Below are 24,447 nucleotides of genomic sequence, written 5' to 3'. Positions count from 1 at the left end.
CTATACATAAGTAATGTAATAATATTCAACATTTATAAAATAAAGGTTGGAAGTCTAAACTATACCTCCAACCTTACCAAATGATCATATTACTTTTTGAAGTTTACACAAAAATCTTGACAGACTCTAATAATCAGATACTGCTTTTATCCTTCACTCTTAAAAAGTTATTTTCTATTTATATTTCCCTTCTAATTTCTCCAATATAGCTATATTTTCATCTTTTACATTTGTATTGGTACTTTCAAACTCACTACATTGTTCATCAATATTATTTAAAGTTTCTTTATTTAATTCTCTTTGTGCAAATTTATAAATAACCTTGTCTTCTTTATCAATATGTCTTTCTAACAAATGAGTATATGAAATAGCATTTGATATAACGTCTAAGACAGATTCTTCATTTCCTTTTTTCAAGTTCTCTAAAGCATCACTTAAGCTAGTTATATATAATCGTCCAAAATCATGCTCAACTAGCATACCATACTTTACTATTTTTTCTGCTGTTTCGCCTATTTCATCAACCATTTTGTTAAAAAGCATTACTTCTTCTTTTTTATGATGATGTGAATCGGCATAATTCCTAATAAAAGCGATCATAGAATAAAAATCTTCATAGTTAATGTTATCACCTTTAAATACTCTAAAACAGGCCTTTCTTACAACTACCAACATACGTTTAATGTATTGATGCTCTTCCATCATTAAATCTATTGCATTCATACCTTCCCTCCTATACCAATTAATTTTTTATTAAATATAAGTATATCTTATTCTTAATTGTTTATTTTTTATTTATAGCTTTTATTTCATCGTCTCTTTCTATATATTCGAAATCTGTATTTACCTCACTTACAAAAGCCTTAATCCATAGGCTTCTTAATTTATAGAAATAGTCTACATCGCCCTCTTCCTTACTCCAAATATCTTTGTGAACACAAACTCTTCTTACCCACTCAATAGAGTTCTCCTCTGCTTTAACTATTTCATTTACTCTATCACATGGCATGCCATCCAATATATAGTCATTTACACTATTAAAAATGTCCTCGGCTGTTGTTAGTTCAATCCCTTTTTCTTTAACTTCTTTTGCAGCTTTCACACCTTGATTTGTATAAATATCCTCCATTTTTGCTTTAACACTTGCATCGTTATCTATAATCTTAGTAGTCCAAGCTGCCATTCTTCCTTCAGCTGAATTAATTTTAGATTGTAACCATCCATGAATATTACTTGTATCTATCATTTCTTCTAGTGGAATATCTGGAGTTGGTTCTCCATATTTACTATTTATTTCTTTCGATAATTTATCTATATCTACCCCTTCCTCTTGAGCTAGATCAATTATTTCTTTTTCTAATTTTTCAAACCATAAAATTTTGCTAAATAACCAGTAATGTATTTTTCCTAAATATAGACTCATTGTATCTCCTCCTATAATTAAATCTATTAATAGTATTTTGCTTCTATAAATAAATAATACAGTATTTGTCGTACTTTTTCTGTAACATTTGATACAAGAGATGAAAAATCCACCAATTTTTTAATAATAAAAAAGTTATCTTCAAACTTACACATTCGAAGATAACTTTTTTATTTTACTAAATTTTAAATTCTATTGTTGAACTGGTTTCTTTAATATTCCTAATATTACTGCTCCAACGATAGACCCTGCAACTATTGCTGCTATATAAGCAAGTGGATTACTTACAATTGCGATAACGAATACTCCACCATGAGGTGCTCTTAATGCACATCCGAAAGCCATTGAAAGTGCTCCAGCTACTGCTGAACCTACAATGCATGATGGCAATACTCTTATTGGATCTGCTGCTGCAAAAGGTATTGCACCCTCAGAGATAAATGAAAGACCCATTATATAGTTTACAAGTCCTGCTTGCCTATCTTTTTCTGTAAATTTATTTCTAAAGAATGTAGTAGCTAATGCGATTACAAGTGGTGGAACCATACCACCAGCCATAACAGCTGCCATTATATCAAAGTTTCCACTTGCAAGTGAAGCTGTACCAAATAGGTAAGCTGCTTTATTAACTGGACCACCCATATCAACTGACATCATACCACCTAATACAATTCCTAAAAGAATCTTACTAGTACCACCCATTGAGTTAAGACCATTACTGATACCTGTATTGATAACTCCCATAACTGGATTTATGAATAAAATTATAACACCAATTAATAATGTTCCAAGTAAAGGATATAATAAAACTGGTTTAATACCTTCTAAACTATTAGGTAAATTTGCAAATAATTTTTTAAGACCAAGAACTATATAACCTGCGATAAAACCTGCAAGTAAAGCGCCTAAGAAACCAGAGCTAACTGCCGGAATCTTTGAATCAAATGCACTAGCAAAAGTAACTCCTGAACTAGCTAATGCTCCACCAACAAACCCTACTGCGAGACCCGGTCTATCCGCAATACTCATTGCAATAAATCCTGCTAGAACTGGTAACATGAATCCAAATGCACTACCACCAATTTTCATTAATACTGCAGCAAGTGGTGTTCCCGAACCAAATCCTCCTGGATTTGCTGGGTTAAATGTATCAAATAAGAATGCAAGTGCTATAAGTATACCTCCACCTATAACAAATGGTAACATATGTGATACACCATTCATAAGATGCTTATATATTTGACGTCCTACAGATTCATTTCCAGTATCAATACTTCCTTCATCAGCTTTTCCACTATGATGATATACAGGAGCATTTCCGCTAATAGCTTCATTAATTAAGTCTTTAGCTTTATGAATTCCATCTGAAACCTTTGTCTTAATTACTTTTTTGCCATCAAATCTAGCCATTTCAACATTTTTGTCAGCTGCAATGATTATGCAGTCAGCATTTGCAATTTCCTCTTTACTTAAAACATTTTTAGCTCCCCCAGAACCATTAGTTTCAACTTTTATTGAAACCCCTAACTCCTTAGCTTTGTTTTCTAAACTCTCTGCTGCCATATAAGTATGTGCAATTCCAGTTGGACATGCAGTAACAGCTAATACCTTATAACCTTTATTACTCATTTCTTTTCCCCCTATAACTTCATTTGGAAATTTCTCCATTTCCTTTTTATCTATTAATTTGAGGAATTCATCTTTATCAGAACAACTTAATAAATTATTCCTAAAAGTTTCATCCATCAAAATAGTTGACAATCTTGCTAAAACCTCTAAATGTAAATTATCACTATTATCAGGTACCGCAATCATAAAGAAAAGGTTTGCAGGAGCCCCATCAAGAGAATCATAATCAACACCTTCTTTTGAAATTGCTGCTGCTAAAGTTGCTTTTTTAACAGCTTTTGTTTTCCCGTGAGGAATTGCTATTCCATCACCAATACCTGTTGTACTTAACTCTTCTCTTGCAAGTATAGCTTTTTTGAATTCTTCTTTATTATTTAAATTCCCTGTCTTGTCCATTAAGTTAACTAATTCATTAATACATTGTTCTTTTGAGCCAGGATTAAAATTTAAATTCATACCCTGTTTGTGTAATAAATCAATAATTTTCATCTTTCACCCTCCGTTAATTTAAAAATATATTCCTTTTATTCTATAATTTAATGAAAAGATATTAATATCTTTTCATTAAATTAATATAGTACTAAAAAATATTTCAACATTCTATACAATTTGTTTCAACAAATTATCTACTTCATCCTTGGTTGCTAGTTCTTCAGAAAATGCACTTGCGCTACCAGTAGCAATTCCCATCTTGAAAGCTTCATCTATATCTTTATTTCTTAGATAACCACACAAGAAACCTGCTACCATTGAATCTCCCGCACCAACTGAATTTTTAAGTTCACCTTTTGGCACTTCCCTTTTTATTGCTTCACTATTTTCTGGTAAAAGAATCGCACCATCACCAGCCATTGATATAAGCACATTTTTTGCTCCCATTTCTTGAAGCTTTCTACCATATTTTATTATGTCTTCATCACTTTTTAATTCAACATCGAACATTTCTGCTAATTCATGATGATTAGGCTTTATCAAAAATGGCTTAAACTTTAGCACTTTAAGAAGTAAGTCTTTTGTTGCATCTACAATAAATTCCACGCCTCTGTCAGCTAAGCTGCTCATAATACTTTCATAGATATCATCCGGCACACTATTTGGTATGCTTCCTGATAATATCAGAAAATCACCTTTTGTTAAATGTGAAAGCTTTTCGTATAAAATTTTAAGGTCTTCATTTTTAATATCTGGTCCAGACCCATTAATTTCTGTTTCACCATCACTTTTAAGTTTTACATTTATTCTTGAAAAACCTTCTTTTAATTTAATAAAATCACAAGTTACTCCATGACTTTCAATTTGACGTAGTATTTCATCCCCGGTAAAACCTGCAACATAACCAAGAGCAGTATTCGCTACACCTAAGTTTTTAAGTACTATAGATACATTAATTCCTTTACCACCTGCATATATCCTTTCTTCCGCAATTCTGTTCAAAGAATCAACTTTAAAAGAATCAACTTTAACTATATAATCCAAAGAAGGATTGAGCGTTATTGTGTTAATCAATTTTTATCACCTCTATTACGTTAGTATCATAACTAATATTATTTCTATCGATTTTAGTTGTTATTAATATTGAATCTGCTATTGCTCCAAAAGTTATAAAACTAACTTTTTCCAATTTAGATTGATCTGCTAATACATATGACTGTCTGCACATTTTTATTGCCTGAGCCTTAACCATAGCCTCATTTACATCAGGAGTAGTATATCCACTTTGATTGCTCACTCCATTAACACCAAAAAAGCCTTTTGAAAAATTATATTTTTTCAATTCTTCAACGGTAGTATTGCCAATAATAGCCTCTGTAATAGCTTTGACTTCACCTCCTAAAATAAAGGTTTTAAATCCTCTTTCTAAAAGTTTCTTAGCATGAACAATACCATTTGTAACAACTGTTATATTTTTAGCATCTATAAATTCTATAATAAGCTCAGTTGTTGTACCTGCATCTAAGTAAATTACATCTCCTTCTTCAATTAGAGAAGCTGCATATTTTGCTATTTCGTATTTTTCATCAACATTTAGAGATTGTCTAACATTTACTTTATAATCATGCTTTGATGTGCTTTCGCCAATTGCTATTGCTCCACCATGTATTTTCTTAAGTAGTCCTTCATTATCAAGTGCATTTAGATCTCTTCTTACTGTAGATTCGGAAGCATCTAGCAACTTCACTAGATCTGTAACAGATACTATTCCCTTAACTTTAAGTTCTTGAAGAATGATATTGAATCTTTCTTCTGTAAACATTATCACCACTCCTCTGATATTATAATAACTCATATCTTATAATAAATCAATCATTTTCTTTCAAAATAATTCATTTAAATTCACTTTCTTTTATTTTTTAATTGTTTTTGGTTTATTCTAAAAGTTTTTTATTGTTTTTGCTCATTTTAAAGTTAATATAAATACTTTAACGCATATTCAAGCAAAAGACCTTCTTTTGTAGGGTAATCAAATCTCTTACTTTCAATAATTGCTTTTTCCACAAACTCACATGACCTTTTAGCACTTTCTAATAGAGAGTTTCCTTTTAATAGCATTCCTAAAAGAACTGATGTAAATACATCTCCTGTTCCTGGATAAGACCTATCTAATCTATCTGAAACAATTATTTCTATAGAATCTTTTTTCCAATCATATATTGCAGTTCCAATTTTACTCCTATCAGGCATAGGGATACTTGTGATAACAATATCTTTACTTCCTAATTTGCGTAGTTTCCTACTAATCATTAATATGTCGTCTTTATTACCATCATTTTTTACATCTTCATCTGCTAAAATACATGCTTCTGTAAAGTTAGGTGTAATTATATCTGAATAGCACATTATTTCTTTTAATCTTTCAGCATAATTTTTATCAAAATTACTGTAATAATGTCCATCATCCCCAAAGATAGGGTCAAATATAATTAAAGGATTATCGTTATTTAAATATTCCAATGAAGTTATAACTTCATTAACACATGATTCATTTCCTAAGTAACCAATAAACACTCCTTCAAAAGTGATATCTATACTTCTATAGTGCTCAATTGCTTTATTTATATATCCATCTAATTTTAATATTCTTGGTGTGCCAAATCCTCCAGTGTGTGTCGATAAAATCATAGTTGGTACAGGGCAAACTTCTACTCCTAGTGTTGCTAGAACCGGAATTACATTAGTTAAAGCAGCTTTTCCGATTCCACATAAATCATGAATAGCTGCAACCCGTTTTATTGGTTTTTTCATTTTTCTCTCCTTTTCTAAATAAATTTCACTACTAACTTTTGTTAATGAAAATATAATTGTAGTATTTAGTAATTATATCCTATTTACATAAGAAAATTATAATATTAACAAAAACATCTAGCAATTAATTTATTCCAAAAATAATCATTTACGACAATAAAATATCACTTTTGAGTGTTTATAATTATTACTTCAAACATCAAAAGTGATTTTACATCTTATAATAGATTTTAATTTAGATATTATAACAATCTTTAAGCATCTCTTTTACTCAGACAGAATTATTATAAGTTATATAAGGTTTAAATCTTTTAATCTATCTATCAAGTTAATTTTATGATCCTTAGCAACTTGCCTTATTTCTAACTCAATTCCCATTGAATGAAGTCTTTTAAATGCATCAATATCTGTATTACTAACAGATATTGCACCTGTTATTTGTTTTTTACCTTCTTTATAACACATTCCACCAACATTTACTGATTTTATATCAACCCCACCTTCAATCATTCTAAGCACGTCTAAGGGATTTGTTAACAAGAATAATGTTTTGAAACTTTCAAATTTAGGGTCATTATATGCTTCGATAGCCTTATCAATACTAATAACATAAGCTTTAATTCCCTTAAGAGCTACCTGAAGCAACAATTGCTTTCTAAGATCATCTTTCGCCACCTCATCGCTGCAGGCCATGATTCTATTGCATCCACTTTCCTTAGACCAAATCGTAGCAATTTGTCCATGTATTAACCTATCATCAATTCTTACAAAACTAATTTCCATAACTTAAAAACCCCCTTATTTATTAGTCTTACCTATGCTTAAACATGCCAAAACGCTGCTTTTTATAGCCTTATATTAATTAAAATATAATCATGCTAAATCCTTTTCATAGTGAGTATCGACATGACATAATACAAGTAAATCTATTATTGTATATATTAAGAATACTTATAGATACTTTCAACTTGCATTAACAGCACTTTATTTGACACCAATTGTATCACAGAATGTACTCACTTTCAATCATATTCATTCATAAAACTTCATACCTAACCTATAATGATCGTCTTCTCATTTTATCTTCTATACTTATTTTTAGTATAATATCATCACTTAGCAACAAAAAGCATATTAAAACTTTATGTTTTAATATGCTTAAAATTTCGTATATTTACGTTATATTGTTAAATACCTATACAATAACAGTAATTCAATTATAATTTATTCTTATAGCGTAACCCCTTGCTTAAGAATAGATATTTCTTTAAACTTATTTATTTCATTGTTTACTAATTTTCCACTTGAAACTTCTATTATATATTTCAATAATTTTTCAGTTGTTTCTTCTAAATTTTTATCTTCAACTAAACATCCTGCATTAAAATCCATCCAATGAGGTTTCAAGTTATAAATTGCAGTGTTTGTTGATATCTTAATAGTTGGAACAAATGTTCCAAATGGTGTTCCTCTTCCTGTTGTAAATAAAACTATATGACAACCTGCTGCTGCAAGTGCTGATGCTGCAACTAAGTCATTTCCTGGTCCACTTAATAGATTTAATCCATTGACTTTCAATGTTTGCCCGTATTTTAGAACATCTACAACTGTTGCATTACCTGATTTTTGTGTACATCCCAAAGATTTATCTTCAAGAGTTGTTATTCCACCTGCTTTATTTCCTGGCGATGGATTTTCGTATATTGGTTGATCATATGCCATGAAATATTCTTTAAAATCATTGATTAAGTGTACAGTTTTATCAAAAGTTTCTTCGTCTTTAGCTCTATTCATTAGTATTGTCTCTGCTCCAAACATTTCTGGAACTTCAGTAAGAATAGTAGTACCACCTTGAGCTATTAATAAATCAGAAAAACTACCTACTAAAGGATTTGCTGTTATTCCTGATAGTCCATCTGAACCTCCACACTTCAATCCTACCTTTAATTTAGATAATGGAATGGATTCTCTCTTATCGTTCTTCATGTTTTCATAAAGTTCTTTTAATATTTCAACTCCAATTTCCATTTCATTTGAAACCTCTTGTGTAATTAAGAACTTAATTCTTTTTTCATCAAAATCTCCTAATGATTTTTTGAAATCTTCCATTGTATTATTTTCACAGCCAAGTCCAAGCACTAACACACCGCCAGCATTTGGATGTTTCACTAAATTTCCAAGCATTGTTCTTGTATTAACATGATCATCTCCTAGCTGAGAGCAACCATAATTATGCTTGAATACTTCGAGACCATCTAACCCCACTGGATGAACTTCTTCTCTAAACTTTTCAATTATTCTTTCTCCAATACCATTTACACAACCTACTGTTGGTACTATCCAAAGTTCATTTCTAATTCCTACATTTCCATTTTCTCTTTTATATCCTTCAAAATTAATATTTCTGTTATCTAATGAACTTTGTATTAATTCCTGATTGAAAGTATATTCCATTATCCCATTTAAATTAGTTTTTATATTATGTGTATGTACCCAATCTCCAATTTCAATATTTTTTGTCGCATGTCCTATTGGATACCCATACTTAATTACATTTTCTTCTTCTTTAATATTTCCAATTGCTATCTTATGACCTCTCTTTATGTCCTCTTTTACTTCTATTTTATTATCTTCTACTTCAATAATCTCATTTTTTAGAATATCTCTAAGTGCTACAACAACATTATCTTTTTCATTTATTTTAATAATTTCTTTCATTAATTCTTTACCTACTTCCATTAAATTTTTATTTTGAATCTAACAGTTATTAGTTATTTATAAGTGGTTTTAGTATTATATATTAAAACCACTTATAAATTTTATATAGATTTAATTATAGGGCTTTACTTATAACCTTTATAGAACTTCTTTGATAGCTTCTTTCATTCCTAATGTTTCAATAAGTATTAAGTATTTTGTAATTTCTTCTGTTAGGTTTGGTATTCCATTTAGGTCCATCCCCCAGTTTTTTTCATACGCTAATACCGAAGTTACTATTGTCTTTAATCCTTCATTACTTCCATCAAAATTTGACCATAATTCCTTATAAAGTTCTAGAATATCTTCATCATCAGCTAATTGAATAACTTCTTCTCCTCTTTTTCCTTTGTAGAATTCAATTAATGCTGCAAGAGAGAATACTAATTTTTTAGGAAGGACTCCTTTTCTATTTAAATATTCAGTTAAGCTTGGTAAATCTCTTGTCTTATACTTAGACATTGAGTTTAAAGCTATACTCATTAAATAGTGTTTAACATAAGGATTTTGGAATCTTTCAATTATTGCATCTGCAAATTCAACTAATTCTTCATGTGGTAAATCTAACGTTTCAACTATCTCTTCATAAATTACATCATGAACAAATTCTCCAATCACTTCATGTTCTACAGATTCTCCTACAGTTTCTAATCCGTAAAGATAAGCTACTGGAACCATTGCTGTATGAGGACCATTAAGTATTCTAACCTTTCTAGTTCTATATGGTGTCATATCATCAACAACTTTTATATTTAATCCTGCTTTTTCAATTGGCAGTTCCTCTTTTATTGATTGTGGTCCTTCGATAACCCATAGATGGAATATCTCACCAACATCAACAAGATCATCATCATATCCAAGTTCTAATCTAACTTCATCAATTGTATCTCTTGGATATCCTGGAACTATTCTATCAACTAGACTACAACAAAATGTATTTCCATTATGTAACCAGTCTATAAAAGGTTGTCCAAGATTCCAAATCTCAGCATACTTCAATATTATTTCTTTAAGTTTTTCACCATTTCTATCTATAAGTTCACAAGGTATTATTATAAAACCTTTACTATTATCTCCATTAAATATTCTAAATCTTTCATATAAGAAAGCAGTCAGTTTACCCGGAAAACTTTTTTGACAGCCTTCATTCAATTTATCATTCTCATCAAAAGCAATTCCAGCTTCAGTTGTATTAGATACGATGAATCTTAACTCTGGATTCTCAGCGACCTTTAAATATTCATCATAATTCTTATATGGATTGATACCTCTGCTGATACTATTTATAATTTTGTGTGTTTTTATCGCTTTTACATTCTGAACACCTTGAAGATATAGTGTAAATAGACAATCCTGCTCATTTAATTTATGAACTAACCCGCCTTCTTGTGGTTGAATAACTACAACACTACCATTGAAGTTTGCTTCTTCATTCATTTTATCAATTTGCCAATCAACAAAAGCTCTTAGAAAATTCCCTTCACCAAATTGTAAAACTCTCTCTGGGTATGTTTTAAATTCTTTGTACAATTCTTTACTTAATTTCATTAATTATTCCTCCTAAGTAGTGCAATACTTTTTTTAACATACTAATTCAATACACAATTCACAATGCAAAGCCTCTCAAAATGTTATACTGTACATTGTCAATTATTCATTGATATTTTCTTGTCCAATATTTTTGAGGGTAAGTAAAAGCCTATTTCCAAAGTTATTTTAAAGTTTATTTTTAGAGATAGAATACACTTAAAATTTCATTATTTAAAATAGCCTTCTTACTTACCCACATTGATTAATATATTATCTTTCAATTCCTTGCTTTTTACCTATAAATTCCATAAGTTGATCAAAATAAGGATACCCCTCCATATCACCTTGAACTAATGTAGCCATAGCTCCAACCCCATTAGCATATTGTCCTATTTCGTTTAATGGTAATTTTTCTAGATATCCGGCTAAGAACCCAGCTGCAAAACCATCGCCTGCTCCAGCTGTATCTTGAATTAAATCAGAAACATTATAACCGTGAACCTTTACTCCTTCTTTTCTATCTTTTATGTAACATCCTTCTGCCCCTAATTTTATTGCAACAATTTTCGCTTCCTTACTTAAGAAATAATCTGCAACTTCATCTTTATCTGTTAATCCTAAAAGAATTTCGGCTTCATCTAATCCCGGCATAACTATATCAGCTCTACACGCTATATCTACTAATACCTTCTTTGCTTCCTCAACTGGCCATAGTTTTAACCTTATATTTGGATCAAAAGATACTAATATGTTATTTTCTTTTGCTATCTCTATTGCTCTGTATACAGTTTTTCTGCAGCTTTCTGATAAAGCTGGAGTTATTCCTGTTAAATGAAGAATTTTGGTTTGCTTTATGTATCCTTCATCCAAGTCTTCTGGTGATAGGCTACTTGCCGCTGAATCTTTTCTATAATAATAAACATTTGGATTACTTCTTTGATAACGTTCTTTAAAAAGAATACCTGTATTTCTATTTTTATCTACTACTACTCTTGACGTATCTACTCCTTCAGCTTTAATTGCATTAATTACAAATCTTCCAAACTCATCATCAGATACTTTTGAAAACCAACCTACACTATGATTTAATTTTGCAATAGCAGTAGCAACATTTGATTCTGCTCCACCAAGTGATTTAGTAAAAGTATGAACATGTCTTATTGGTCCATTGTTATTAGGGCTAAATACAACCATTGACTCTCCAAAAGTTAAAACATCCATATTACCTATTCTCCTCCGCTTTTCTATGAGCATAAACAAATTCTTTAGCTATTTTTTCGACTAAATCATAATCGCCAGTTTTAGCACCTTTAGTTAAATCTCCACCAGTTCCAACAGCAACAGCTTCCTTAACACTCCTTGATACTTCTTCACATCTCATTTTTATACCTCGATTACTTTTATATAATATATATATGAAATTATTATTTTCTAGTTTAATTATGCTCTTTATTAATAATTAAATGCACAGTTCTCAAAAGGTTAACTTAAAATATTTTTAATAAATTATAGTATGAAAATTATGTGTTTGAAGAAATTCTCCATTATGGTTAAGTATATGTTTGGTCGTTTTTTATTGAGAACTGTGCTATATATAAAATAAGTTATTAACTTATTTACATATCAAAATATTGTTTTCTTATCAAACTTTTAAACCTTTTATTAAATTTTTATGGTGTATATATCTTTGTATAAATTCAAATTAATTAGCCTGTTTATTAATTGTTAACGTGAACAATTTGCAACAGAGCGCATTAACTGGTTAAGTTTATTATAATACTATTTTAAAAATCATGCAACACTTTTTTGTGAACGTTAACAACTTTTTTTCTTAACTTATTTAATGTTATAAGTTAAGCACCACGGATTCTAAATGGATCCATGATGCTTAACATTTTTATATTCATTTAGGTAGATGACTTAAGTATCAACTAGTGAATAATATATTTAATATTATTCTAATATACCATTTTCCCATCTTCCTTCTTGTAAATCTTGTGCCACTTTTCTATATTTATCATCTGGTAAGTTGTGTAATACACCTACTACAATAGCAGCTATAGCTAGTGCAACTGCTGGATATAATGTCATTGCACCTTTGATTCCTAGTAGAGTTTCTGCACTTTGTTGTGCATTTGCAACATATCCAGTCATACCTAATACCGCTGCACTTACAAGAGCAGCCATAGATTGTGCGATTTTTCTTGAGAAGTTAAAAGCCGCATAAGTTACGCCTTCTTTTCTTATTCCTGTATGCCAGTGACCATAGTCAATCGCATCTGTTACGAATGCCCAAGTAACTCCGTTTGGAATAGCTAGAGCTACATATCCAACAGTAACAAGAACTGTGAAAGTTGTAGGATTTGTTGGTATGATAAAGTTTAATCCATTAGCTATAATTCCGATTATTAATCCTGTAATTGCAGTTTTCTTTTTACCAAATTTCTTTACTAAGAATGGAATAGCGAATATACCAATTACAGAACATCCGATCATTATACCATTAACTTTTGGTTGAAGTTTAATATCTCCTAAATTATATTGACAGAAGAATATCATCATTTGGTTATTAGTATTCATAGCTGATATTGTAAATAATTGCATAAGAATTAAGCATAATAGCGGTCTATTTGTAAATACAACTTTGAAATAATCTTTAGCACTAGCTTTTTCTGATTTACCTTCTCTGTTAACAACTACGTGCTCTTTACAATTAACAAAACAAATATAGAATGAAATAACTCCTATAACAGCCATAACTGCTGCTGCAACTGGATAACCAACTTTTTTATCACTAAACATCATTAAAATAGGTACAAAAGCTACACCTGTTATTAATTGTGCTCCTAATGAACCCGCTTGTCTAAATGTAGCCAATTGACTTCTGTCTTCTACATCTCTTGTCATAACAGATGCCATTGATCCATAAGGAACATTAGTAAATGAATACACAAGTCCCCAAGCCATGTAAGTTGCATAACCATATATTATCCTAGTTGAAAGTGATACATCCGGCATTGTAAATGTGATAACTGTAAGTATTGCGAGAATTATACTTGAAATCATCATTACTGGTCTAAACTTACCTTGTTTACCTGCTTTTCTACGATCTATTGTTGATCCTGCTAATGGATCCATAAATGCATCAAATATCTTCGTAAATGCGAATATACCTCCAACTGCTCCTGCACTCATTCCACATGTATCAATAAAGAATTTTGTAAGATATGATTGACCTAAGTCAAACATAAAACCATTCCCAAAATCTCCAAAACCGTAAGAAATTTTTTCTTTTAAACTTAATTTAACGTTTCCATCTTTAGTAGAATTAGTTGATGCGTTGTTTTTAACAGAATTTTGCATTCCTTTTCCTCCGTATCTTTAATTTTATTTCTTATAAATAAATTGCAAATTTTATAGATTACTATTAATTTTCTCTATTAGATTTAGGTATTCTTCATCACTTAAGTATACTTTTTGTGGATTCATCTCAAAAGTTTTCCCCCAAGTTGTACCACCTTCATATTTAGGGACTATATGAAGATGAAGATGTTTCATTGTGTCAGCAAATGCTCCATAATTTACTTTATCAGGATTAAAGGCTTTATGAATAGCCTTCGCTACTTTACGAGCATCATTTATGAACGCTGCTGCTTCTTCTTCAGTTAAATCTGAAATCTCACTTTTGTGTTCCTTATAAACCACATTACATCTTCCGCTGTAAGTTTGTTCTTTAAATAAGTATACTGTTGATACATCTAAATCACAAATCTTAATCATTAAAGAATCTAAATCTTGATTCTTTGAGCAATAAAAACAGTTTGCATCAAAACTCATGTTTTTCCTCCTTATTAATTATTTATATTTATTTATCATACAATTAAGCAATGCTTAATTGTATAATAATAAATTTCATTATAGAACTTCTTTAACAGCTTCTTTCATACCTACTTTTTCAATTATTTCTAAGTATCTTGAAACTTCATCAGTTAAGTTAGGGATATCATTTAAATTGCTTCCCCAATTCTTTTCATATGCAAGAACAGAAGTCGCAATTTTATTTAAGCCTTCTTTTGTTCCATCATAATTTGACCATAATCCCTTGAATAATTCTAAAATATCTTCATCATCAGCTAATTGAATATCTTCTTCTCCTCTTTTTCCTTTATAGAATTCAATTAATGCTGCAAGCGAGAACACCAATTTTTTAGGTAGTACACCTTTTCTTTTTAAATATTCAGTTAAACTTGGTAAATCTCTTGTTTTATATTTTGACATTGAATTTAATGATATACTCATTAAAAAGTGTTTTACATAAGGATTTTGGAATCTCTCAATGATTGCATCTGCAAATTCTACTAATTCTTCATGTGGTAAATCTAATGTTTCTATTATTTCATCATATATAACATCATGCACATACTTTCCTATTACTTCATGATCCACAGATTCTCCTACAGTTTCTAATCCATAAAGATAAGCTACTGGAACCATTGCTGTATGAGGTCCATTTAAAATTCTAACTTTTCTTGTTCTATATGGTGTCATATCATCTACAACTTTAATATTTAATCCTGCTTCTTCTATTGGTAATTCATTTTTTATAGATTGCGGACCTTCAATTACCCATAGATGGAACATTTCTCCTACGTCTACAAGATTATCATCATATCCAAGTTCTTCTCTAACTTCATCTATTGAATCTCTTGGATATCCTGGGACTATTCTATCAACTAAGCTACAGCAAAAAGTATTAGCATTATCTATCCAATCCGCAAATGCTTGTCCTAAATTCCACTTTTCTGCATACTTTAATATTATTTCTCTTAGTTTTTCACCATTTCTATCAATTAATTCGCATGGAATTATTATAAACCCTTTACTATTATCTCCTTTAAAGAAGTTAAATCTATGATATAAAAGTGCAGTTAATTTACCTGGATAACTTTTTTGACATCCTCCGTCTAATGTATCGTTTTCATCAAATGCAATACCTGCTTCTGTTGTATTAGATACTATAAATCTTAATTCTGGATTTTCTGCAACTTGTAAATATTCATTATAATCTCTATAAGGGTTAATTCCTCTGCTTATGCTGTTAATTACTTTATGAGTCTTTGACGCTTGGCCATTTTGAATACCTTGTAAATATAGAGTGTATAAGCAATCTTGATCATTAAGCATATCTATAAGACCATTTTCTAACGGTTGTACGACTACAATACTTCCATTAAAACCTGCTTCATCATTCATTTTATCTATTTGCCAGTCAACAAATGCTCTTAAGAAGTTACCTTCTCCAAATTGCAACACTTTTTCTGGGTATGTTTTAAATTCTTTATATAATTCCTTATTTAATTTCACAGTGATTCCTCCCTAGCTTATGATTTGTTTTATCTTTGCGTATGAAAATAAGTTATTCACCTATTTTCATACATATAAAATTACATATTGAAATATTTATCTGCGTTATTATAACTAATATCAGCTACAATTTGTCCTAAATGTTCGATGTCATTAGGTAATTCACCATTTTCTACCCATTCACCAATTACATTGCAAAGGATTCTTCTAAAATATTCATGTCTTGTGTACGATAAGAAGCTTCTAGAATCTGTTAACATTCCAACAAATGTACTTAACATTCCTAAGTTAGCTAGAGTTCTAATTTGATCTTGCATACCAATCTTATGATCATTAAACCACCATGCTGATCCAAATTGGATTTTACCTTTTATTCCATCGCCTTGGAAACATCCAAGTAATGTTCCTATTGTAGAATTATCATTTGGATTTAAACTATATATAATGGTCTTAGGTAAAGCTTTTTCACTATTTAATGCATCTAATAATCTTGATAGCGGAATTGCAACTTCTGTATCATTCAGCGAGTCAAATCCTGTATCAGGGCCTAATTTTTCGAACATCACTTTGTTATTATCTCTAACACAATTCATGTGAAATTGCATTACCCATCCTAAATCATGATATAATTTTCCAAAGAACTTTAATATATATACTCTTAATTTATTTTCATCTTCAAAAGATACTTGTCCATCTTTAAGTACATTAGCAAAAATTTCTCTAACTTCTTCTAATGACGAATTTCCTACTGGAACAAAATCTAATGCATTATCTGATACTCTGCATCCAACTTCATGGAAATATTCTACTCTCTTTTTTAACGCTTCTAAATATTCATCAAAGTTTGAAATTTTAGAACCAACTACTTCTTCTAGCTTGTTAAACCAATCTTTAAATGTATCTTTATTAACTCCTAGAGCTTTATCAGGTCTAAAAGCTGGTAATACTTTTACATCAAAACTTTTATCTTCTTTAATTGCTAAATGATATTCTAATGAATCTATTGGATCATCAGTTGTGCATATTGCTTTTACATTTGATTTTTTAATAAGATTTCTTACCGTAAAGTCATCGCTGCTTAACATCTTATTAACTTTTTCCCAAATAGCTGGAGCACTTTTTTCATTTAAAACTTCATCTACACCAAAGAATCTTTTAAGCTCTAAGTGCGTCCAATGATAAAGTGGATTTCCTATTGCAAATGATATAGTCTTTGCCCAAGCTAAGAACTTTTCATAATCACTTCCATCTCCTGTGATATATTTTTCATCTATGCCAAAAGTTCTCATTTGTCTCCATTTATAATGATCACCATAAAGCCATACTTGAGTTATGTTCTCAAACTTCTTATCATCTAATATTTCCTTCGGATTAATGTGACAGTGATAATCAATAATTGGCATTTTCGCTGAATAATCATGATATAGTTTTTCTGCTGTTTCATTACTTAAAATAAAATTTTCATCCATAAACTTTTTCATATCAAATCCTCTTTCCTTCTTGTTCACGTTAACAAAAACATCAGCCAAACTCTGTTAACGTGAACAATTTAATAGTATCTACTCGATGTCTTTATTATAATATCATATTATAAATAATGCAATACTTTTTTGTTAACGTTAACAAGTTTTTTTTAAATAATTAGCGATATATTACCACTAATTATTGATTTATCAAAGTTTTTTCACAGATTTTCTTACAACAAGTTTTGATTGTATATATAACTTTTCTTTACTAACTTCTTTATTTTTTATAATATTTAACAGATTTATTCCTCCATATTGACTCATAGTTAAAGAATCTTTTTTTACGCTAGTTAATGGCGGAGTTACATAATTACAAAAATTACTATCATCAAATCCTATAATTGAAACATCATCAGGCACTCTTAATCCTTCTTCAGCGATAGCCTTCATAGCACCGACCCCTATATCATCATTAGAACAAAATACAGCTGTTGGTCTATCTTCTAATCCTAATAGCTTTTTCATATTCTCATATCCGCTTTGTAAGTTATATCTACCACTTATAATATAATCTTCATTAATAGGAATATTATTCTCTTCTAATGCTTTTATATATCCTTTTTTTCTATAAAAACTTGATTCGAATTCCTTGTTTCCTTCTAGTAATGCTATTTTTCTATGGTTATTTTCAATAAAATATGTAACCGCATCATAAGCACCCTTAGTATCATCAGACATTATGTTTACTAATCCTTCATTGTCTATGTATCTATTAATTACAACAGTTGGGATATTCTTTTCAAGAATAGTATGTATAAATTTATCATCATTTTTGCTTTGACTTACCACAATTATTCCATCAAAATTTTTATTATCTATAGGATGAGAATATTCACAATCGTCAATTCCTCTAATAACTAAGTTATACTCTTTATCAATAACCTTGTTTATTCCTTTAACAATCTCATGGAAAAATGTATCTGAAGTCCCTTCACTAATTGATGAAAAGAATACACCTATTACATATGATTTTAATAATACTAGACTTTTCGCACTATAATTTGGTACATAATTTAATTCTTTTGCTAATGCTTTTATTTTAATTTTAGTCTCTTCATTAATATATGGACTATTATTAAGAGCCCTCGACACCGTTGTATGTGAAACATTGGCAATCTTTGCGATATCTTTTATAGTAACACTCATTTTTTCTTTACACTCCTTATTTATGTAAATCTCTATCAATATATATTTATACTGTGTAAAAAATTACTTTCTTTATTCTATATAATATTTTAATAATTTATATCCATTTTTGCAATAATGTACATTTAAAACACCTTTTAACTTATCTATTTATAATTATATTTATTTATATATTTCAATTTATCTCATAATTGAATAATTTATTATTTTGTTCACAATAGTTATACTAACTTAAATTATGTATTATTTCAATAATTTATAGCAAAATATGCTACCTTTTTATTTAAAAAAGGTAGCATATTTCAATAATTTTCATATAAATTATATATTTTTTCATAATATGCTATATCTTTTAATTGATTTTATTATACATATATAATAACCCATTTTTAGGACTATAAATTAACTTGCCAACAAATTTTCTTTTTCTAAGTTCTTTTTGAAGACTATACATAAAGAAACCATGTGTAACTATAAGAATATTATTGTTCCCTTCTTTTATTGCTTCATCTAACAACATGTCAACAAATTGTCTGGCCTTTTCAATTGTTATTTTTTTATTTTCCTCTTGTGATTTATGGTTAAAATACCAAGCAAGTCTTCCGCTAACTGCCCAAAACCAATAAGGAAGTTTTATATCACTGTGAAATATAGGGTCTATTATAGTCTCTCTAATAAGATCATTATGTACAATATTTTCCTTATAAACATGCTGTGCTGTTATCATTGCTCTTATTAACGTGCTAGAATAACATTTATCCCACATTACCCCCATAAGTTCCACATCTTTTATAATAACATCACTATTATTATAATTTTCTTCCCATTCTTTAAACTCTTTCGATGTCATAAATAATTTCTTTTGATAATTAACTTTAAAATGCCTTATAAGACCTATTATCATAAAAATCCCCCCGGTCTCTAATTGTAAAATTTAACCATCACAAAACGTTTTTAGCCTTTAATCTGCTTAATTATCTCAACAAGCATATTGACCCTATTAAATGGAGTTATAAAATATAATCCGTCACAGAAGTCTTTTAGCTTTTTCCCAATTTCAACTGTTATTTTCACTCCTACTTCCTGTGCTTCTTCTTTAGTCATGTCCTCATTAAACATCTTTATGTATTTATCAGGAATTGTAACACCTGGAAGTTCGTTGTTTAAAAAAACAGCATTTCTATAGCTAACTACAGGAAGAAGCCCAGCAAGAATTTTTATATCTGTTCTTTCTTTTATTTTCTTTAAAAATTCAATTGCATCATCATCATATATAGGTTGAGTTAGAAAGAATTTCGCTCCTTTTTCTATTTTCTTTAACATACGGTTATATTCCACTTCTTTATTCCGAACATTTAAATTTAAAGCTCCACCTACTAATATATTTTCTTCTTTAAAAAATTCTTCATTCATATCCTGAATTAATTCCATTAGTCTAAATGAATTCAAGTTAAATACGCTCTTTGTCTCAACTTTACTTGCGTCAGAAATAGGGTCGCCAGTAATTGCTAATACATTTCTTACATTTTCAATATGTGAAGCAATTAAGCTCGATCTTATTGCATTTGTATTCTTATCTCTACAGCAAATATGTGGCATTGCTTCAATTCCTATTTCTCTTTTAATTTTCGCAGCTATAATCGTTGAATCTGCTCTAACTTTTGACATTGGTGAGTCAGGAACTGTTACTAAATCAATATTATTTTCTTTACAAATCTTAGCTCCAACAATAAGCTTTGATATGTCTGTATCTATTGGTGCAGATAACTCTATAGCAACAACAAACTCATTATTATCTAACTTATTTTTAAAAGCATTTTCAGTTTTATTTTCATATTTTTTAATCTCTTCTTCATTTTTAACAATGTTTTTAATTTTTTTTGATTTGTCATCAATTAAGGAAGCTAATTGTCTAATGTAATTTGGATTTGTTCCACAACATCCTCCAACAATAGATACTCCTAATGATTTAATTTCATTGACCTTTTTAGCAAAATATGCTGGGTTATTAGGATAAACGGTTCTTTCATGAATGATTTCAGGATATCCAGCATTAGGCAGAGCTGAAACAATATCGCTTCCTATATTTATTTTTTTTATTATTTCAGAAATATAGTTAGGTCCAGAACCACAATTAAATCCATAAGCATCTAGATACTGTATTTTCTTTATTAGTTTTATTATTTTTCCTACGCTTAATCCGTCTCTTGTAAATCCATCTGGTTTAACAGCAAATTGCGTTAAAATAAAGCTGCTTGAATCTTTGCTTTTAATGTATTCACTAATTTCTTTTAAATAATTACAATTACTAAAGGTTTCAAATATAAACACGTTTATTTTACTGCTCAAAAAGCAATCAACAATAAATTTATATTCATCTAAAATACTACTGTGAGATTCATCTAAATTAAGTTCCTTTATAGGCCCAATACTTGCTCCTATAAAAACATCATTCCCAATTGCTGCTTCTTTAGCTATATCTACTCCTGATTTAATTATATCCTTTAATCTTTCAAAGGATACTCCTAAATCATACGTGTTAGCAGAAAAAGTATTAGTTCTAATTAACTTAGCCCCTGCTTTAATATAATCAGTATGTATTCTTTTGATAGTATCTTTATCATTTAAATTACCAAATTCGCAATAAGATGCATCATTTCCGGTTAACTCTGAATAATACGTTCCCATTGCTCCATCTGATATCAATACATTGTTCTGTAAATATTTTTTTATCATTTTAATCTCCCCAACTTCTTTTAATAATACTTAATAGTAAGTATACTATAAAATTTTAATCTAGTCCTCAATTTTTATGTTTAAAATGTTTATTGTTAATTAACATTTTTTTATTCACCTATTTTTCTTCAAAAAAAATAGGCTTACCTTTTTTCAGATAATCCTATTTTATACAATCAAAGTTGTTTTATTATTTCACAACTTTGTCTATTACACTTTGTTGATTTTTTGATGGTTCAAGTTGTGTTGTATTAGGAGATTCATCAATCTTTCCCGAAGTTTGATTGTTTTGAATAACACCACCATTATTAGGTTCAATATTTATGACATCATCCTTTTTAGGCGGAGTAGAAGTTCCATCTTTATCAGTTTGAGCTGGTACTTCTGGATCTAATTCTAAAACATCATTGTTCTTTTCAGGTTTAGAATTTCCTTCACTTCCTTTATTTGCATCAGTATTAGTATCTTTATTATCACTTGGTGCATTAATTACTGGTTTATCTGTCGAAGGTTTTTCAGTTATCGCATCAGAACTTGGCTTTGTAACTGGAGTTAATTTAACATCCTTCTCATCTTTTGCATCCCACTGAGTAACATTATCCTTATCTTTTATACTTGCAGTTATCTCTTTTACTGGTGCTACATCTATCTTTTTCTTAGTTTCATCATCAACTTTTAATGATGCTTCATATCTTCCTAAGCTTATTCCTTTTGTCTTCGCCTCATCAACTGCTTCCTTATCACCCTTAACATATGTTAAAGTAACATCTTCTGTACTAAAAGTCGATTGAATAGCAACCTTTAAGTTCTCTTCATAATTACTATTGTCTCCATTTTTTACAAATGCAATGCCAACTAATACATCCTTATTCGTTTCCAAATATTTTTTTTCTATAAGCTTTTCTTTTATTTTTTTTATTCCATCATCTAGAGTCATATCCTTCATATCAGTAAAGTCTATATTCTTACCATCTGTATTAACCCCTTCAACTTTTATAATCTTTAAATTACTATCAGCCTCTATTTGTATACTAGGATTAATATCTAAACTTACAACTGCATACGCAGTTTCAGATTTTATTGTATGAAAGAAGGTGAATACTATCAAAAATAATGCAGCAATTGATCCAATTGCTTTCATAAAACTATTATACCTGCTAATATTATTTGTTGTTGTTTTTATAATATCATCATCAAAATAAAAAATCTTCTGTCCAACCCTCATATTCTGCTTTGATGCTATTTTATCCATTACGCCTTCATCACTTAATGCGATAGCATAATTTCTTTTAATTTCCATTATTATTCCCTTATTCATTCTTTTCACCTACTTCCTGATCCAATTCTTTAAAGCACTAAGATTTTTATCAATTATTATAACTACAGAAATTATGAATTTTTTACTTCTTTTAATTACTTTTTCAGTAACTGAGAATTTTAATACAATCCTTTTGATAGGTAATCTCTTCTTCAAATACATAAAGGATAGAAATTCCTCTTCTTTACTAATCTCTTCTGATAGCATAATTGCATTTTTTCTTGTTGCCTGTTGTTTGGGAGCTTCATTAACTAAATCTTCCAAAGTAAAACCAAATGAACTTATTTCAGATTTCAATCTATTGATCTCTTCGACCAATATGCTATTATCTTCTTTTTGTTCTAAATACTCATCTTTAATTTCTAACCCCTTGTCCACTAATTCTTCAAAGGATGAATGTTGATGCTTATTTTCACCTTTTAAATAATTTTTAATTCTACTTGATATAACAAGTTTCGCAAAAGACATGAAATGACCTTTTTCATTATCATATCTTTCAATAGCTTCATGAAACCCAAGCAATCCAACGCTTAGTTCCTCATCATTTTCACATGATACATATCTACCTGTTACATCTGAAATACTTTTTATTATAAAAGGCATATGATTTTCTATAAGTTCATTAATATTTGTGTTCTTGTCAACATTTAAATCTATTAAAACACATTCGAGCATTCCATACGCTCCCTTCCCCGGTCATTATAATATACAAAAAAAACTATAAGTTTTGGTACTTTTTATTAAATAAATGAAAAACTTTTATGTTAAGTTTTATTTTAACATTTTTGACTGTTTTCCTAAATTTCTAAACCACATTTTTTTCAATACTAGATTTCGGTACAAATTTATAATCACTATTCTTTATTATAGCATGTATTAAAAGTTTTTTTAATTGCATTAATTGAAAAATATTTATTATATCATGTAATTTTTCTGTTGATTTTCTAAATTTATAACTTATTAATTAATATATCTCTAAAATAATCAAATTTTAATTCACTAATCAATTAATTATAGTCAAAAAAAAGGAGCTTAGAGACCGGCGAAGGACACTCTAAGCTCCACATTAGCACTTTACGTACCAACTGCTCTTTTATAATAACATAATTATTCTTCAATATCAACATTAATAATAAATAAAAAGTTATTGCTAACACATTCCCCCATTTCCACCAGAATCATTTCCGCCACACGCATTCATATTATTACTGTTAGGTTTAACATCCTTATTCGAATATTTTTTCATGTAATCAATAACTCGTGATTGTAATTTATTCAAACTATCTAGATATTCATTATTATTGGGTTCTAATTCTACAGATTTCTTTAAATAATTTAGTCCACTATCAAACCAGCCCTTCTGCACTGATATAAATCCTTGAAGATAGTTCCATTCAGCAGAATTTGCATTATTAATTAAATTCAATTTTGCTTCAGCTTCCACAAATTTTTTATTATCGATTAGATTCCTAATTTCTTTATATAGATTTCCATTAATAATACGTTCATAGGCTGCGCTAATAACTAGTACTTTTTGTCGTGTATTTTGATCCTGATTTTGTGAGTATTCTTCAAGCATTGACTTAAATTTATTTTTAATTTCATCTTCTGAAGCAGTTTCATCAATATCTAAAACTTCATATGGATTCAATATAGTTACACCTCTTTATAATACTTTTATTCCATTATTATTTATATTTTTAAAAGTCACTAATATTCTTATATAATAACTTAAATTTAATATTTTTATATACATAATAATTAGAGGTTATTAC

At 29.2% G+C, this 24,447-nt stretch carries 21 protein-coding genes; all 21 read right to left on the bottom strand.

Features of this window, described 5'->3' with window-relative positions:
• Positions 1-174 precede the first annotated feature (174 nt).
• Positions 175-723: a hemerythrin domain-containing protein gene (locus CLCHR_RS19535; protein ID WP_079441591.1), complete on the bottom strand. Its 549-nt coding sequence runs from the start codon at positions 721-723 to the stop codon at positions 175-177.
• Positions 724-784: 61 nt separating this feature from the next.
• The gene (locus tag CLCHR_RS19530) at positions 785-1,423 is read right to left on the bottom strand and encodes a hypothetical protein (protein WP_079441590.1); all 639 of its coding nucleotides are present in this window, start codon (positions 1,421-1,423) and stop codon (positions 785-787) included.
• 192 nt (positions 1,424-1,615) lie between these two features.
• On the bottom strand, positions 1,616-3,541 hold the full coding sequence (locus tag CLCHR_RS19525; protein WP_079441589.1) for a PTS fructose transporter subunit IIABC: 1,926 nt from the start codon (positions 3,539-3,541) through the stop codon (positions 1,616-1,618).
• A 111-nt stretch (positions 3,542-3,652) separates the two neighbouring features.
• Positions 3,653-4,558 (bottom strand): 1-phosphofructokinase, encoded by a 906-nt coding sequence (gene pfkB, locus CLCHR_RS19520; protein WP_079441588.1) that lies wholly within the window; start codon positions 4,556-4,558, stop codon positions 3,653-3,655.
• Positions 4,551-5,306, bottom strand: coding sequence for a DeoR/GlpR family DNA-binding transcription regulator (locus CLCHR_RS19515; protein ID WP_079441587.1), 756 nt, complete (start codon positions 5,304-5,306; stop codon positions 4,551-4,553). Before CLCHR_RS19515 ends, pfkB begins: the two co-directional genes overlap by 8 nt.
• Positions 5,307-5,458: 152 nt before the next feature.
• Positions 5,459-6,295 carry a pyridoxamine kinase gene (locus CLCHR_RS19510; protein ID WP_079441586.1) on the bottom strand — a complete coding sequence of 279 codons (837 nt, stop codon included), beginning with the start codon at positions 6,293-6,295 and terminating at the stop codon, positions 5,459-5,461.
• A gap of 291 nt (positions 6,296-6,586) precedes the next feature.
• Positions 6,587-7,078: a mannose/fructose/sorbose PTS transporter subunit IIB gene (locus CLCHR_RS19505; RefSeq protein WP_079441585.1), complete on the bottom strand. Its 492-nt coding sequence runs from the start codon at positions 7,076-7,078 to the stop codon at positions 6,587-6,589.
• A gap of 447 nt (positions 7,079-7,525) precedes the next feature.
• Entirely contained in the window at positions 7,526-9,013 is a 1,488-nt protein-coding gene (locus tag CLCHR_RS19500) for a UxaA family hydrolase (protein ID WP_079441584.1), read from the bottom strand.
• Positions 9,014-9,151: 138 nt separating this feature from the next.
• A complete protein-coding gene (locus CLCHR_RS19495) occupies positions 9,152-10,600 on the bottom strand; it encodes a tagaturonate reductase (RefSeq protein WP_079441583.1) in 1,449 nt (482 codons plus the stop codon).
• A gap of 252 nt (positions 10,601-10,852) precedes the next feature.
• Positions 10,853-11,803: a sugar kinase gene (locus tag CLCHR_RS19490; protein ID WP_079441582.1), complete on the bottom strand. Its 951-nt coding sequence runs from the start codon at positions 11,801-11,803 to the stop codon at positions 10,853-10,855.
• 1 nt (position 11,804) lies between these two features.
• Positions 11,805-11,963 (bottom strand): hypothetical protein, encoded by a 159-nt coding sequence (locus tag CLCHR_RS19485; RefSeq protein ID WP_419258076.1) that lies wholly within the window; start codon positions 11,961-11,963, stop codon positions 11,805-11,807.
• Positions 11,964-12,535: 572 nt separating this feature from the next.
• On the bottom strand, positions 12,536-13,945 hold the full coding sequence (locus CLCHR_RS19480; RefSeq protein WP_079441581.1) for a glycoside-pentoside-hexuronide (GPH):cation symporter: 1,410 nt from the start codon (positions 13,943-13,945) through the stop codon (positions 12,536-12,538).
• 51 nt (positions 13,946-13,996) lie between these two features.
• On the bottom strand, positions 13,997-14,419 hold the full coding sequence (locus CLCHR_RS19475; RefSeq protein WP_079441580.1) for an HIT family protein: 423 nt from the start codon (positions 14,417-14,419) through the stop codon (positions 13,997-13,999).
• A gap of 78 nt (positions 14,420-14,497) precedes the next feature.
• Positions 14,498-15,946 (bottom strand): tagaturonate reductase, encoded by a 1,449-nt coding sequence (locus CLCHR_RS19470; protein WP_079441579.1) that lies wholly within the window; start codon positions 15,944-15,946, stop codon positions 14,498-14,500.
• An 80-nt stretch (positions 15,947-16,026) separates the two neighbouring features.
• A complete protein-coding gene (gene uxaC, locus CLCHR_RS19465) occupies positions 16,027-17,427 on the bottom strand; it encodes a glucuronate isomerase (protein ID WP_079441578.1) in 1,401 nt (466 codons plus the stop codon).
• 192 nt (positions 17,428-17,619) lie between these two features.
• Positions 17,620-18,618 carry a LacI family DNA-binding transcriptional regulator gene (locus tag CLCHR_RS19460; RefSeq protein WP_079441577.1) on the bottom strand — a complete coding sequence of 333 codons (999 nt, stop codon included), beginning with the start codon at positions 18,616-18,618 and terminating at the stop codon, positions 17,620-17,622.
• A gap of 352 nt (positions 18,619-18,970) precedes the next feature.
• The gene (locus CLCHR_RS19455) at positions 18,971-19,522 is read right to left on the bottom strand and encodes a phosphoglycerate mutase family protein (protein ID WP_079441576.1); all 552 of its coding nucleotides are present in this window, start codon (positions 19,520-19,522) and stop codon (positions 18,971-18,973) included.
• A 50-nt stretch (positions 19,523-19,572) separates the two neighbouring features.
• Positions 19,573-21,354 (bottom strand): bifunctional homocysteine S-methyltransferase/methylenetetrahydrofolate reductase, encoded by a 1,782-nt coding sequence (locus tag CLCHR_RS19450; RefSeq protein WP_079441575.1) that lies wholly within the window; start codon positions 21,352-21,354, stop codon positions 19,573-19,575.
• A 190-nt stretch (positions 21,355-21,544) separates the two neighbouring features.
• A complete protein-coding gene (locus CLCHR_RS19445) occupies positions 21,545-22,672 on the bottom strand; it encodes an anti-sigma-I factor RsgI family protein (protein WP_079441574.1) in 1,128 nt (375 codons plus the stop codon).
• A 9-nt stretch (positions 22,673-22,681) separates the two neighbouring features.
• Positions 22,682-23,347, bottom strand: coding sequence for an RNA polymerase sigma factor SigI (sigI, locus tag CLCHR_RS19440; protein ID WP_079441573.1), 666 nt, complete (start codon positions 23,345-23,347; stop codon positions 22,682-22,684).
• 475 nt (positions 23,348-23,822) lie between these two features.
• Entirely contained in the window at positions 23,823-24,323 is a 501-nt protein-coding gene (locus tag CLCHR_RS19435; RefSeq protein ID WP_079441572.1) for a J domain-containing protein, read from the bottom strand.
• Between the last annotated feature and the right edge of the window lie 124 nt (positions 24,324-24,447).

Source organism: Clostridium chromiireducens, assembly GCF_002029255.1.
GTDB classification, from domain to species: Bacteria; Bacillota; Clostridia; order Clostridiales; family Clostridiaceae; genus Clostridium; species Clostridium chromiireducens.
The sequence above is the reverse complement of the archived record's forward strand: the minus strand, read 5'-3'. Positions and strand labels throughout refer to the sequence as shown.